Source organism: Variovorax sp. LjRoot175 (assembly GCF_964253805.1).
In the GTDB taxonomy this organism is placed as follows: domain Bacteria; phylum Pseudomonadota; class Gammaproteobacteria; order Burkholderiales; family Burkholderiaceae_C; genus Variovorax.
The window spans coordinates 2,397,373-2,410,569 of record NZ_CAXURY020000001.1 but is presented as its reverse complement, the minus strand read 5'-3'; the positions used below and the strand labels follow the sequence as shown (position 1 = coordinate 2,410,569).

14 protein-coding genes are annotated in these 13,197 nt (G+C 68.1%); 8 read left to right on the top strand and 6 right to left on the bottom strand.

The features are described 5' to 3' along the window. Positions 1-44 precede the first annotated feature (44 nt). Genes hpnC through hpnE form a run of 3 tightly spaced genes read left to right on the top strand, consistent with a single transcriptional unit; the run spans position 45 to position 3,066 of the window. Complete coding sequence (hpnC, locus tag ACSQ89_RS12090) at positions 45-959, top strand: squalene synthase HpnC (RefSeq protein ID WP_170855674.1); 915 nt, start codon at positions 45-47, stop codon at positions 957-959. Then, a complete protein-coding gene (hpnD, locus tag ACSQ89_RS12085; protein WP_093109177.1) occupies positions 956-1,795 on the top strand; it encodes a presqualene diphosphate synthase HpnD in 840 nt (279 codons plus the stop codon). Before hpnC ends, hpnD begins: the two co-directional genes overlap by 4 nt. Then, the gene (gene hpnE, locus ACSQ89_RS12080) at positions 1,792-3,066 is read left to right on the top strand and encodes a hydroxysqualene dehydroxylase HpnE (protein ID WP_436292514.1); all 1,275 of its coding nucleotides are present in this window, start codon (positions 1,792-1,794) and stop codon (positions 3,064-3,066) included. The genes hpnD and hpnE overlap by 4 nt, the downstream gene beginning before the upstream one ends. Here hpnE and ACSQ89_RS12075 read toward each other — a convergent pair. Both ACSQ89_RS12075 and ACSQ89_RS12070 read right to left on the bottom strand, forming a co-directional pair. Continuing rightward, a complete protein-coding gene (locus ACSQ89_RS12075) occupies positions 2,982-4,412 on the bottom strand; it encodes a sigma-54 interaction domain-containing protein (RefSeq protein WP_436292513.1) in 1,431 nt (476 codons plus the stop codon). The genes hpnE and ACSQ89_RS12075 overlap by 85 nt on opposite strands. An 11-nt stretch (positions 4,413-4,423) precedes the next feature. Beyond that, entirely contained in the window at positions 4,424-5,722 is a 1,299-nt protein-coding gene (locus tag ACSQ89_RS12070; protein WP_436292512.1) for a SlyX family protein, read from the bottom strand. Positions 5,723-6,272: 550 nt separating this feature from the next. On the opposite strand from ACSQ89_RS12070, the gene ACSQ89_RS12065 reads away from it, so the two are divergent. The 4 genes from ACSQ89_RS12065 (at position 6,273) to ACSQ89_RS12050 (ending at position 8,882) form a co-directional block, all read left to right on the top strand. Further along, the gene (locus ACSQ89_RS12065) at positions 6,273-7,277 is read left to right on the top strand and encodes a hypothetical protein (protein ID WP_436292511.1); all 1,005 of its coding nucleotides are present in this window, start codon (positions 6,273-6,275) and stop codon (positions 7,275-7,277) included. Positions 7,278-7,358: 81 nt separating this feature from the next. Further along, complete coding sequence (locus ACSQ89_RS12060; protein WP_244503949.1) at positions 7,359-7,706, top strand: hypothetical protein; 348 nt, start codon at positions 7,359-7,361, stop codon at positions 7,704-7,706. A 10-nt stretch (positions 7,707-7,716) separates the two neighbouring features. Continuing rightward, complete coding sequence (locus ACSQ89_RS12055) at positions 7,717-8,400, top strand: C39 family peptidase (RefSeq protein WP_093109172.1); 684 nt, start codon at positions 7,717-7,719, stop codon at positions 8,398-8,400. Beyond that, a complete protein-coding gene (locus ACSQ89_RS12050) occupies positions 8,400-8,882 on the top strand; it encodes a hypothetical protein (protein WP_093109171.1) in 483 nt (160 codons plus the stop codon). Before ACSQ89_RS12055 ends, ACSQ89_RS12050 begins: the two co-directional genes overlap by 1 nt. A gap of 6 nt (positions 8,883-8,888) precedes the next feature. Here ACSQ89_RS12050 and ACSQ89_RS12045 read toward each other — a convergent pair whose 3' ends face one another. Then, positions 8,889-9,614, bottom strand: a complete 726-nt coding sequence (locus ACSQ89_RS12045; RefSeq protein WP_436292510.1) for an HAD family hydrolase — start codon at positions 9,612-9,614, stop codon at positions 8,889-8,891. Positions 9,615-9,629: 15 nt separating this feature from the next. Between ACSQ89_RS12045 and hemH the strand changes: the two genes are divergently transcribed. After that, the gene (gene hemH / locus ACSQ89_RS12040; protein ID WP_093109169.1) at positions 9,630-10,661 is read left to right on the top strand and encodes a ferrochelatase; all 1,032 of its coding nucleotides are present in this window, start codon (positions 9,630-9,632) and stop codon (positions 10,659-10,661) included. Between the two features lie 2 nt (positions 10,662-10,663). Here the strand turns inward: hemH and ACSQ89_RS12035 are convergent, their stop codons facing one another. The 3 genes from ACSQ89_RS12035 to ACSQ89_RS12025 are packed head-to-tail and all read right to left on the bottom strand — an operon-like array spanning position 10,664 to position 13,153. Next, the gene (locus ACSQ89_RS12035; RefSeq protein ID WP_436292509.1) at positions 10,664-11,170 is read right to left on the bottom strand and encodes a DUF1993 domain-containing protein; all 507 of its coding nucleotides are present in this window, start codon (positions 11,168-11,170) and stop codon (positions 10,664-10,666) included. A 46-nt stretch (positions 11,171-11,216) separates the two neighbouring features. Beyond that, positions 11,217-12,092 (bottom strand): alpha/beta fold hydrolase, encoded by an 876-nt coding sequence (locus ACSQ89_RS12030; protein ID WP_093109167.1) that lies wholly within the window; start codon positions 12,090-12,092, stop codon positions 11,217-11,219. Then, positions 12,089-13,153, bottom strand: coding sequence for a branched-chain amino acid ABC transporter permease (locus tag ACSQ89_RS12025; protein ID WP_093109166.1), 1,065 nt, complete (start codon positions 13,151-13,153; stop codon positions 12,089-12,091). Before ACSQ89_RS12025 ends, ACSQ89_RS12030 begins: the two co-directional genes overlap by 4 nt. Between the last annotated feature and the right edge of the window lie 44 nt (positions 13,154-13,197).

Here is a 13,197-nt window from a genome sequence, read left to right as displayed (position 1 = left end):
GGTGGCGCGACGATGGTACTGCGCGGTACACGACAATCCGGCGCGTGTCCTCCTCGCCCCACCCGGTCGCCGCGCCTGCGCCGACGCACTACGAGAATTTCCCGGTCGCCTCCTGGCTGTGCCCGCCACGGCTGCGGCCGCCGATCGCCGCGATCTACGGCTTTGCGCGCACGGCCGACGACATCGCCGACGAAGGCGAGGCCGGCGCGGCCGAGCGGCTCGACGATCTGCGCGCCTTTCGCGCCGATCTCGCCGCCGCCGCCCGCGGCGCGGCGCCATCGGCGCGCTGGCCCGAGGTCTTCGGTCCGCTCGCGCATGCCATGCGCAGCTTCGCGCTGCCCGAGCCGCTCCTAGCCGACCTGCTCTCCGCCTTCATGCAGGACATCGAGAAGACGCGCGACGGCCAGGGCTACGCCGATCGCGCTGAACTGCTCGACTACTGCCGCCGCTCGGCCAACCCGATCGGCCGCCTGCTGCTGCACCTCTACGGCGTGGACGATGCACGCGCCCTCGCGCAGAGCGACGCCATCTGCAGCGCGCTGCAGCTCATCAACTTCTGGCAGGACCTGAGCGTGGACCTGCCGCGCGGCCGCTTCTACCTGCCGCACGCCGACAGCGCCGTGCATGGCCTCGCAGCGAAGGACTTCGAAGGCTTCCGGCCGCTGGCCCCCGCCGCACCGCCACCCGCCGCCATTGCATTGATCGCCGGCGAGGTGGCCTGGGCGCGTGCGCTGATGAACGAAGGCGCGCCGCTGGTGCACCGCCTGCCGGGCCGGGCCGGCTGGGAACTGCGCTTCGTGGTGCAGGGCGGACTTCGCATCCTCGACAAGATCGAGGCGCTGGGTTGCGACAGCTTTTCGCAGCGTCCGACCATCGGCAAGGCGGATGCGACGCTTCTGGCCTGGCGCGCCTTCTGGATGCGGAGACAATCCCCCGCGATGAAGAGTTTTCCACGATGACGCCCGAGCAGTACGTCCAGGACAAGGCTGCCGCTTCGGGCAGCAGTTTCTATTACGCCTTCCTGTTCCTGCCGAAGCCGCGGCGCGCCGCGATCACGGCCTTCTATGCCTTCTGCCGCGAGATCGACGACGTGGTCGACGAGGTCAGCGACCCCGGCGTCGCGGCGACCAAGCTGGCCTGGTGGCGCACCGAGGTCGCCCAGTCCTTCGCGGGCCGGCCGCAGCATCCGGCGATGCAGGCGCTGATGCCGCACGCCACGGTCTACGGTATCGAGGAGCGCCAGCTGCACGAAGTGATCGACGGCTGCCAGATGGACCTGGACCAGACCCGCTACCTCGACTTCCAGGCCCTGAAGCGCTATTGCCACCTGGTGGCCGGCGTGGTGGGCGAAGGCGCGGCGCGCATCTTCGGCCAGACCGACGCGCAGACCACCGCCTACGCCCACAAGCTGGGCCTGGCGCTGCAGCTGACCAACATCATCCGCGACGTCGGGGAGGACGCGCTGCGCGGACGCATCTACCTGCCGGTCAGCGAGCTGCAGCAGTTCGACGTCAAGGCGCACGAAATCCTGAACCGCCTGTACTCCGAGCGCTTCGTCGCGCTCATGAAGTTCCAGGCCGAGCGCGCGCATGCGGCCTACGACGAGGCGCTCGCCCTGCTCCCGGCTGCCGACCGGCGCACCCAGAAGCCGGGCCTGATGATGGCCAGCATCTACCGCACGCTGCTGCGCGAGATCGAACGCGACGACTTCCAGGTGCTGCAGCAGCGCGTGAGCCTGACTCCGGTGCGCAAGCTGTGGCTCGCGTGGCGAGTCCAAGCGCTAGGGAAACTTTGAGTCAGGTTGCCGTCATCGGCGCCGGCTGGGCCGGCCTGGCCTGCGCCATCGAAGCGACGCGCGCCGGTCATGCGATCACCGTGTTCGAAGCCGCCCGCACCCTCGGCGGCCGTGCGCGCGCGCTGCCGGCGCAGATGCCCGACGGGCAACCGGTGCTGCTGGACAACGGCCAGCACATCATGATCGGCGCCTACAGCGCCACGCTGGCGCTGATGCGCGAGCTCGGCGTCGATCCCGGTGCCGTGCTGCATCGCATGCCGCTCACGCTGCGATTTGCCGACGGCGGCGGGCTGCAGGTGCCGCATTGGCCGCCGCCGCTGGACCTGCTGGCCGGCATCCTGGGGGCGCGCGGCTGGTCCTGGCGCGACAAGGCCGCACTGATGCGCGCCGCATTGCGCTGGCGCTGGAATGGCTTTCGCTGCGACCCCGGTGCATCGGTGGCCGCGCTCTGCGCAACGCTGACGCCGCGCGTCATGGCCGAGCTGATCGAGCCGCTGTGCGTCTCGGCCCTCAACACGCCGACCGGATACGCGAGCGGCGAGGTCTTCCTGCGCGTGCTGCACGACGCCCTGTTCGTCGAGCGCGGCGGCGCCGACCTGCTGCTGCCGCGCGTCGACCTCGGCGCGCTGTTCCCGGATGCCGCGGCGCGCTGGCTCGCGCAGCAGGGCGCCCAGGTGCGCAGCGGCACGCGCGTGCAGGCCATCGCCCACGAACCAGCGGGCTGGCAGGTCGACGGCGAAAGCTTCGACCGCGTGGTGCTCGCCTGCGCGCCGTGGGAAGCCGCCCGCCTGGCCGCTGGCGTGACGCTGCCCGCCGCAGCGGCCTGGTCGCAGACGGCCGAGGTGCTGCAACACGAAAGCATCGCGACCCTCTACATGGCAGGCGGCGCTGCATTGAGTGCGCCGATGCTGGCGCTGCGTGCGAGTGCCGGCGCGCCGGCGCAGTTCGTCTTCGATCGCGGACAACTCGGCGGACCGCAAGGCCTGCTGGCCTTCGTGGTCAGCGCCAGCGGCGACGAGCGCGAAACGCTGCAACACCAGGTGCTCGCGCAAGCCCGCGAGCAACTCGGCTTGACCGGTTTGCAGCCGGTGCAGACCGTCGTGGAACGCCGCGCCACCTTCGCCTGCACACCGGCGCTGGTGCGCCCCGCGGCCCAGGTGGCGCCGGGCCTGCTGGCCTGCGGAGACTATGTCGAAGGTCCGTATCCCGCGACGATCGAAGGCGCCGTGCGCAGCGGCCGCACGGCGGCCGCCGGTTGCGGCTCCGCGTAAGGGCTCTGCAGCGCACTCAACGCGATGCTGTGCTTGCCCATCAGGCGGTACAGCGTCATGCGCGAAACGCCGAGCTCGCGCGCCGCGTGCGTGACGTTGCGCCCGACCCGGGTCAGCGTGAGGCAGATCGCATCGCGCTCGGCCATCGTGCGCGCCGTGTCAAGGCCCATCCCCACCGGCGTCTCGACCGCGGCAAGACCGAGGTCGGCCGGCCCGATCAGCCGCTGCTCGCTCATCACGACCGCACGCTGCACGCGGTTGTACAGCTCGCGCACATTGCCCGGCCAGCCGTGCGCCATCAGGGCCGCCAGCGCCTGCCGGCTGAAGCCCTTCACGCGGGTCTTGCTCTTGCCCGCGCAGCGCTGGAAGAAGTATTCCGCCAGTATCGGCACGTCCTCCATGCGGCGGCGCAGCGGCATCACGTCGATCGACAGCACGTTCAAGCGGTAGAACAGGTCGTCGCGAAACTGGCCCACCGCCACGGCTTCGGCCAGGTCCACATGCGAAGCCGCCAGCACGCGCACGTCGACCTGCAGGCTGCGCACGCCGCCCACGCGCTGAATCGTCTTTTCCTGCAGGAAGCGCAGCAGGTTGGTCTGCAGCTCCAGCGGCAGATCGCCGACCTCGTCGAGGAACACCGTGCCGCCGTTGGCAGCCTCGATCAGCCCGCGCCGCTCGGACGACGCGCCGGTGAACGCGCCTTTTTCATGACCGAACAGCTCGGACTGGATCAGCGACGGCGAGATGGCGCCGCAATTGACGGCCACGAAGGGGCCGGCCGAACGCAGCGAGCACTGGTGAATGGCGCGCGCAGCGAGCTCCTTGCCGCTGCCGCTCTCGCCGCCGATCAGCACCGGAGCATCCGTCGCCGCCACCCTGCGGATCTGCTGGCGCAGCCGCGTGATGGCGGGCCCCTGCCCCACCATGCCCATTGCATCCACCACATGCGTGTGGGTCTTGTGCCGGCGCCGCAGCATGGCGCGCTGGCAGGCATGGTCCAGCACCAGTTCGAGCTCGCGCCAGTCGAGCGGCAGGACCTGATGGTGGAAGAAGCAGCCGAGAACCAGTTCGCGGAAACCGGGCGACTCCAGCGCCTGCGCCTCGCACACGCTCACCCACTCCATGCCATGCGATGCATTGACGCAGGCCTCGATCGCCGCCTCCGGCACCGTCAGCGCGGCGCCGACCACCAACAGGCCGACCGGCAGATGACGATGCGCCTGGATGCGATTCGCCGCCGCCAGGTCGGTCGCATGCATGAGCTCCCAGCCGCGGGCGAGCAACTGCTCCTTGACACCGCCCGCGTCGCCGCCCAGCGCCACGTACAGAAGGGTTCGCAGTTGCATGAGAGACCCGGCTAGAAAGACATCGGCACCCTGACCGTCAATGTGAGGTCGGGCGTATCCCGCGTCAGCCCTGCACCCACGGTCACGTTCACCGCGGTCTTGTCGCTGATCCGGTACGAGTAGCCCAGATTGAGCGATCCCAGCTGCGTGCGTACCGAGGTCACCACCGGTATGCCGTTCTGCCTGGTCTTGCCGATGGAATTGAGCTCCACGCCGACGCTGAATGACGAGCGCTCGTTGAGCGCCAGCCCCATGCCGAAGTTGATGCCGAAGATATTGCCAGGCTTGACCGAACCGATGAACTCGCGCTCGCCGTTCAGCACCAGGCGGCTCAGGTTGTCGCGGCCGAAGTTGTGCGTATAGGTGAAGCTGCCGAAGAACACCGCCGGATCGGTGGGCAGCAGCCAGGTGAGCCCGGTCTGCAGCGAATAGAAGCCCGAGCCCGTCGGCAGGTCCAGTGGCAGGCCGCTGCCCGTCGTGTTGCCGATGCAGCGCGTGATGCAGTCGGTGACCACCTCGAAGGGGTCCTTGCCGGTGCGGGTCTTGAAGCGCAGCGAGCCGATCATGTAGGGCCAGTTGCCCTTGCCTTCGTTCAACTGGTAGCGCGCCGCAAGCTCGATGTCGCCGATCGACCGGCCGCTGGTGTCGAACACCCGTTCGTTCGCGGAGCCGGTGAAGATCTCGCGGCTGATGGTGGAGTCGGAACGATAGACATAGGGAACCTTCGCTTCCAGTTCCAGCCGGTTGGTGATGCCCCAGCGGCCGGCGACCGCGGCGGTCAGGGTGTTGCGCTTGACCTCGCGCACGTCGACCAGGCCGATCAGCAACGCGGGGATCACCGTGTAGCCCACCAGCGCGACGCGGTTGTTCGACGAATAGGCGTATTGCAGCGAGGGCTCGATCACATATTTGCCGCGCGGCGTGAGGATGCCGGGCTGATCGAAGATCGGCGCCACCTCCGGCATCTGAAGCGCATCGCCGCTGGGCGCCACGCCTACCCGCACCGGTCGCGGGCCGGTGTCGGTGACCTCGGTCGCCGCGGGCTTGCTTTCGGGTGGCGGTGCGCTGCGCGCCTCCTGGGTCTGCAAGCGCTCCTGCAGTTCGCGATACCGGGCCTCCTGCTCCTGCGCCTGTTGCCGCAGTGCCTCGATCTGACGTCCCTGCTCAGTCAACTGCTGCTGCAGCGCCTCCATGCGTTTGGTCGCGCTCCTGGCGGGCGATGTACCCTGGGCCTGCGCAACAGCGCCCGACCATGCCAATGAAGAACAGGCCAGGAACGCAAGCGTCCTGTGCTGCCGGGATGTCTCCATATCTCCACCTCCCTTGTTTTTTCGCTCGGGGGTTGAATGTCGCGCGCCAGCGTAAACGCATCTTTCAAAACGTGGCAAGATGCAAGTTGAAAACAAAAGTAATGGCGAATGCACTGTCTCAAAACTGATGCAGTTCCGCTCGCGCTTCCCTGGCGCCTCGCAGCGCATGCAGTGCGACGCAAGTCCTTGCGGCACAACGCAAGAGACCGGCAACGCGCTCGCTCCATGGCGCGGCCGCCTGTCACAGCGGTGAGACAGCAGGCGCATCCAGTCGTCCGGCCGAACCCGGAGTCCCCCAAGGCGAAAGCACTACCGCACGTGCGATCGGTCCTACACAACCGTCAAGGCGCTGTGACAAATCGTTCGATTGCACGGCCGTGCGCGCGCCGGCGAAATGCGCACGGCCAGGGCAACCGGAGGGGCGCTTCCCTCGGAGATGAGCGCCATGCGAATGAGGCCACGCGGTGTTGGCACCGAAGTTGCACGAGGTCTCTTGAATTGCGGGAACGCAACTCATCCGCGCTTTGTCACGTCAACAAATGGAGACCCTATGAAGAAGACACTTCTGGCTTCGGCCATCACGGTTGCATTCGGGTTCAGCGGTGTGGTGTTTGCCAACGACACGGGCCAGCTCGCGGTTCAATTGACCGGTGAAGGCGACAACACGAGCACGAACACCAGTACCTCCAGCAGCACGAGGACCAGCACCAGCACGCGCACCTCGTCGCGCAGCGACAGCAGCACCAACAAGGATTCGGGTGACGCCTACACCAGCGCTGCACGCTCCGCCGCGCTCAACAACGGCTCCACCGGAACCTTCAGCAATGCCTTCAACGTGACGAAGGCGACGGCCACCAGCAATCTGACCGGCGTGGTGACGGGCAACAGTGTCTACAACATCGGCAACCAGGCCTACAACACCGGCTCCGCCGCGGGCGGCACCGGCAATGGCGGCTACGGCGGCGTCGGCCGCGGCGGCTCGGCCTCCGGCACCGGCACCGGCGGCAACGGCGCAGTCGGTGCGACCGGCGGCAACGCCTCCAACGGCGCCATCAGCCATGGCAGCGCGACCAATGGCAGCGCCAGTGCGGGCAGAGGCGGCGACGGCTACGGCGGCGGTGCGAATGGCTTCAATGCCAGCGGCATCGTGGTTGCGGATGACGACGGCACGGCCACCAGCACCAATGGCGGCTCGCGCACGGCAGGCGCAGGCACCGGCGGCGCCGGCGGGTCGGCCACCAACGGCAGCGCGACCAACGGCAGCGCCAGTAACGGCAACAACACCGCGGGCAGCGGCGGCGCGGGCGGCGCCGGTGGTGCGGGCAACGGCGGCACCAACACCGGCAACGGCGGCACGGGCGGCGTGGGCGAAGGCGGCAGCGGCGGTGCGGGCGGGACCAACACGGTCAACGCCGGGACATTCAACATGTCCAACACCATGACCAGCGTCGGACAGTCGGCGGCCGGCATCATGATCGCGAACCAGAACAGCGGCTTCTCGTCGCTGGTCCAGCAAAGCGTGAACGTGCAGGCCAACCTGGCCGTGGGACGGTAGGCCCCAGAGCTCGCACTCGCCGTGCGGCCTGCAGCGCATGCAGGCCGCGCGGCGATGCCGGCTCGCTCACCGGAGAGACACATGAGATCGATCGCACTCTTCGGGTCCGTCGGCCTGGTCGCGGCGTTGATGTTGGCGCAAAGCGCCGCGGCGCAGACGTCGGTGGTGCCGAACGGCACGACGGCGTTCTCCAAACCCGTCGATTCGGCGGTGCTCGCCACCTACCGCGGCGGCAACCAGCTGGTGCACAACGAGATGGAACTGACGGGCACAACGGCCGACAACACGGCCCGCAACGTCACGACGGGCAGCAACGCCATCAGTTCAGGATCCTTTGCCAACATGACCGGCCTGCCGGTGGTGATCCAGAACACCGGCGCGAACGTGCTGATCCAGAACGCCGTGATCCTTCACCTGCAGATGAACTGACGGGGGCCCGATGCTGCGCGGCCTCTTGCTCTTCATCTCGCTGATCGCAGCGGCCAGCGCAGCACCGGGTCAGGTGGCGCACCTGCCGTCCATGGGCACGGGCGACGTGATCATGCCGGTCGTCAGCATGCGGCAGGCACGCCTGGCCGGCACGCTGCTGCAGAAGTACGACTTCAGCTGCGGATCGGCGGCGCTCGCCACCTTGCTCACGCACCACTACGGCCACCCGGTCACGGAGCAGATGGTGTTCGAGGAGATGTACGCCCGCGGCGACAAGAAGAAGATTCACACCGAGGGCTTCTCGCTGCTCGACATGAAGCGTTATCTGGCCGCGCACGGCTTCGAGGCCGACGGCTTCGAACAGCCGCTGGACAAGCTCAACGAGGCACGCGTTCCCGCCATCGTGCTGATCAACGAGAACGGGTATCACCATTTCGTGGTGGTCAAGGGCGTGCAGGCCGACCGGGTGCTGATCGGCGACCCGGCGCAAGGCACGCGCGCGCTGCCGCGCAAGACCTTCGAAGCCATCTGGAAGAACAACCTGCTGTTCGTGGTTCACAACCGCATGGAGTCGGCGCGCTTCAACCTGGCGGCCGATTGGCGCGTGGCGCCGCGTGCGCCGCTGGGCGGCGGCGTCAGCCGTGAAGGCCTCTCCCACATCACCCTGCCCAAGCTGGGACCGGGAGAGTTCTGATGCGCACCGCCCGCCTGCTCTGCGCCCTGCTCGGCTTGGCCCTGTGCCTGCCGGCGCGGGCCGACGCCGTGTGGGAGGCCGTGAGCGACCGGACGCTGGACGGCCTGCGCGGCGGCTTCGATGTGGGCGGCGGCCTGCTGGTCAGCTTCGGCATCACGCGTGCCGTCTACATCAACGGCGACCTGGTCACTCAAACCACGCTCAATTTCGGCCGGCTGTCCGAGCTGACGCCGGCGCAAGCCGCGCAGCTCAACCAGCAGATGACGGCGCTGAACCTGGTGCAAACCGGGCCGAGCAACAGTGTCGCTCCGGACGTCCTGTCGACGGGCGCGGGCACCATCATCCAGAACACGCTGAACAACCAGCACATCGTGAATCAGACCGTGATCGATGCCCGCAGCAACGCGATGGGCATGATCAAGAACCTCAATATCCAGAACACGCTGAACGATGCCTTGACCCGTTCGGCTGCCCCGCGCTGAGTCCTCTCAACCTGCGTCGAGCGCCATGCACAAGGCATGCAGGTTCGGCACGATCAGCTGCGGCCGCGCGCCATGTTCCCAGGGCCGCTCGTCGCGCACCAGCCAGGCGGCCTGCATGCCGGCATCGAGCGCACCGACCACGTCGAGCGCCGCATCGTCACCGACGTGGAGCACATCCTTGGGCAGCAAGCCGACCGAGGCCGCGGCGGCGCGGAAGATCGGCGCATGCGGCTTGCCGCTGCCGAACTCGCGCGCGTTGAAGGCGGCGCGAAACCAGCGCCCGACTCCGGTCTGATGGACATCGGCATTGCCGTTGGAGATGGCCACCAGCGGATAGCGTTCGCTGAGCCACTTGAGCGCGGGCAAGGCGTCGTCGTAGAGCGTCACGCGCTGGCGTTCGGCGAAGAAGATCTCGAAGGCCGGATCGGCCAGCGCCGGGTCTTCGCCCGCGCGCCTGAGCGCCGTGCGTATCGATTCGCGCCTGAGCGCACTCAGGTCGTGCGCAAGATCGGAACGCTCCTTGGCCGTGGCCTCGCGCAGTTCGCGCAAAACGCCGGGCGTCACCAGCAGGTTCGCGGTCTTCGGCGCCTCGCGCACCAGCCATTCGTAGAGCACGCGCTCGGCGCGTTCGATGGTGGGCCAGATCGGCCAGAGCGTGTCGTCGAGGTCGAGCGTGATCGCGGCGATGCGCTTCACGTCGAGGGTCAGGGAATCGGGGGTCGCAAAGGCCATGACCGAGAATAGCGCATGCCTTTTCGCCCTGAAGCTCCTGCCGTCGAAACGAACCAGGAGCGCACCGCCGTGCTCTGGTGCAACCTCGGCTCGCCCGACGAGCCGACCGCCGCCGCGGTGCGTCCCTACCTTGCCGATTTCCTGGGCGACCCGCGCGTGGTCGAGATTCCGCGGGCCCTGTGGGCGCTGATCCTGCACGGCATCATCCTGCGCACGCGACCCGCCAAGTCGGCTGCCAAGTACGCCAGCATCTGGACGCCCGAAGGCTCGCCGCTCAAGGTCTGGACGAAGAAGCAGGCCACCCTTTTGGCGGGCTGGCTCGGCGAGCGCGGCCACCGCGTGACGGTGCGCGACGCGATGCGCTACGGCAACCCGTCGATCGCCGCGCAGCTCGATGCGCTAAAGGCCGAAGGCGCGACCCGCGTGCTGGTGCTGCAGGCCTATCCCCAGTATTCGGCCACCACCACGGCGAGCGTGATCGATGCCGTCAACGCCTGGAGCGCGCGCGTGCGCCGCGTGCCGGAGTTCCGCTTCGTCAATCAGTACCAAGACGAGCCGCTCTACATCGAGGCCTTGGCCCAGAGCGCGCTCCGCTACTGGAAAGACCACGGCCGGCCCGACCAGCTGGTGATGAGTTTCCACGGCATCCCCGAGCGCAATATCCGGCTCGGCGACCCCTACCAGGCCCAGTGCCTAGTAACCGCCGGCCTGCTGGCCGAACGGCTGCAACTCACGCGCGAGCAGTACCGCGTCACCTTCCAGTCCCGCTTCGGCCGCGCGAAATGGCTCGAACCCTACACCGATCCGACCCTGCGAGAACTCGGCGCGACGGGCGTCGCGCGCGTCGACGTGATGTGCCCCGGCTTTCCGGCCGACTGCCTGGAGACGCTGGAAGAGATCGCGATGGAAGGCCGCGAGGCCTTTCTGCATGCGGGCGGGAAGGAATTCCACTACATCCCCTGCCTCAACGACAGCAGCGCGTGGATCACGGCGCTGGCCGCGATCGCGGAACGCCACTTGAGCGGCTGGCCGACGCGTTCGGCCTGAGTTCAATAGCGACCCAGGTAGTCGCGCTTGCCGATCGGCACGCCGCTGTGCCGCAACACGTCGTAGGCCGTGGTTACGTGAAAGAAGAAGTTGGGCAGCGCGAACTGCAGCAGGTAGCGCTGGCTCGTGAACTCCAGCTCGTTGCTGCCCACCTTCATCGAGACGGACCGTTCCTCGAAGCCGTCGATCTGGGCGCGATCGACGCTGTTCAGGAAGTCGACCGTCTTGGCGATGCGCGCCTGCAGTTCGCCCCAGGTCTTCTCGGTATCGGGAAAGCTCGGCGCCGTGATCGCGGCCAGCCGCGCGGCACCGAGCTTGGAGGTGTCGCTGGCGCGCTGGATCTGCCCTGCCAAGGTCAGCATGTCCGGCGCGAGCCGCGCATCGACAAGCGTCGCTGGGTCGATTCCCGAGGCCTGCGCATGCGCGAGCCCCTTGTCCAGCAGATGGGAGAGTTGGCCGAGCCCGCGGATGAACACCGGGATCGAGATGTCGTAGAGGGAAAGCGTCATGAAAGCTCCGGATTGATGCAGCGGCCGATTGTGGCCATTGCATCAATCACGTGCCGGCGGCGCGCACAAAGGCCTCGATCGGCGCCAGATGCTCCGGCACATTGAGCGCCGGCGCATGACCGCAGCCCGGCACTTCGATGATCTGCAGGCGCCCCGCGGCGCCGGGGCCTCGGCGACGCATCTCGTCCAGCGTCGCCGGCAGCACGAGATCCGACTCCGCACCGCGCAGGCACAGCACCGGCACTTCGATCGCGTCGTAGTGCGACCAGAGCAGGTAGTCCTCCGGATGGGCAACGAACTGGCGCACCATGGCCGGGTCGTAGTGCGGCGTCACGCGGCCGTCGGGCAGGCGGCGCGTGGAGGTCTCGGTGAGCCGGCGCCATTGCGCGTCGCTGAGCCAGCCGTAGGGCTTGTAGACCGTGCGGAAGAAAGCCTCGAGCTCGGCCACGGTGTCGAAGGCGGGCGGCTGGCCGGCATAGGAACGGATGCGCTCGACCGCGGCTTGCGCGATCTGCGGCGCGTTGTCGTTGAGCACCAGGCTCGCGATGCGCGGTTTCATGCGCGGCTCCAGCAGCCCGCCGGCACAGACCATGCCGATCGCGCCGCCCATCGAGGTGCCGACCCAGTGCACGCGCTCGAGCGCGAGCGCGTCGCAGAGACCGGTCGCCAGGCGGGCATAGAAGGACAACTGGTACTCGTCGTCCGGCGCCGGGCTCCACTGGCTCAGGCCGCGGCCGATGGTGTCGGGGCAGATCACGCGGAAACCGCGTTCGGCGAAGCGCACGGCCAGCTCGTCCATGTCGCGAGCGGTGCGGGCCAGCCCGTGCCAGGCTATGAGCACAGGGCCGCCGGGCGTGCCCCAATCCATCCAGTGGATCTCGCGTCCCGCGATCTGCAGGTAGTTCGAAGTCGGTGCGTTCATCGGAGAGCCCTCGCACGCAGGCGACCGACGATGCCGGTCGGGAAGTAGTAGACCGAGAGCACGAACAGCACGCCCAGCCACAGCAGCCAGCGATCGGGCGAGAGCAGCGCCGCCAGCCAGGGCGCGCCGCTCGTGGCTTCGCTGCCGATGCGCAGCAGGTCCTGCAGGTAGCTCTGCGCGACGACGAAGAGCGCCGCGCCGACAGCCGCGCCGTAGAGCGTGCCCATGCCGCCGATCACGACGATGAGCAGCACGTCGACCATGATCTCGAAGCTGAGCGAGGTGTCGGGTCCGTTGTAGCGCAGCCAGATCGCGAGCATCGCGCCGGCCAGCGTCGCGAACAGCGCCGACAGCACCGAAGCCGTCGTGCGGTAGACCACCACGCGGTAGCCTATCGCCTCGGCGCGGAACTCGTTCTCGCGGATCGCCTGCAGCACGCGGCCGAAGGGCGAGTTCACGATGCGCAGCAAGGCCAGCACGAGCACCACCGCGGTCACGAACAGCAGGTAGTAGCAGAGCAGCCGCCCGTCGAGCGAGACGCCGAGAAAAGGTTCTTCGGCGAACTCAAAGCTCGGCGAGATCAGCTCGGGCAGCTTGAAGGTCAGGCCGTCCTCGCCGCCGGTGAAATCCGACAGCTGCGAGGCCAGCGTCTGGAAGGCCGAGGCCACCGCGAGCGTGATCATCGCGAAGAAGATCGCGCGCACCCGCAGCGAGAACAGCCCGATCGCGAGCGACAGCACCAGCGAAACCGCGAGCGCCGCGCCCAGGCCCAGCAGCACGGTGCCCCAGCCGGGCCCGAGCCGCGTCGCCGAGATCGCGATGCCGTAGGCGCCGATGCCGAAGAACATGGTGTGCGCGAAGCTCACGATGCCGGTGTAGCCGAGCAGCAGGTCGAAACTCGCGACCAGCACGATGAACACCAGCACCTTTGCCGCGACGCTTAAGGCCTTGACGCCAGGGAAGATGAAAGGCGCGAAGGCCAGGCCCAGCACCAGCACGACGAGCAGCACCGCGAGCACGCGACTGCGCGGCATGTCGTTGGAAAGAAGGCGAGACAGCATGAATGAATCCGATCGTCCTGAGTCCTGAGCTTGTCGAAGGGTCG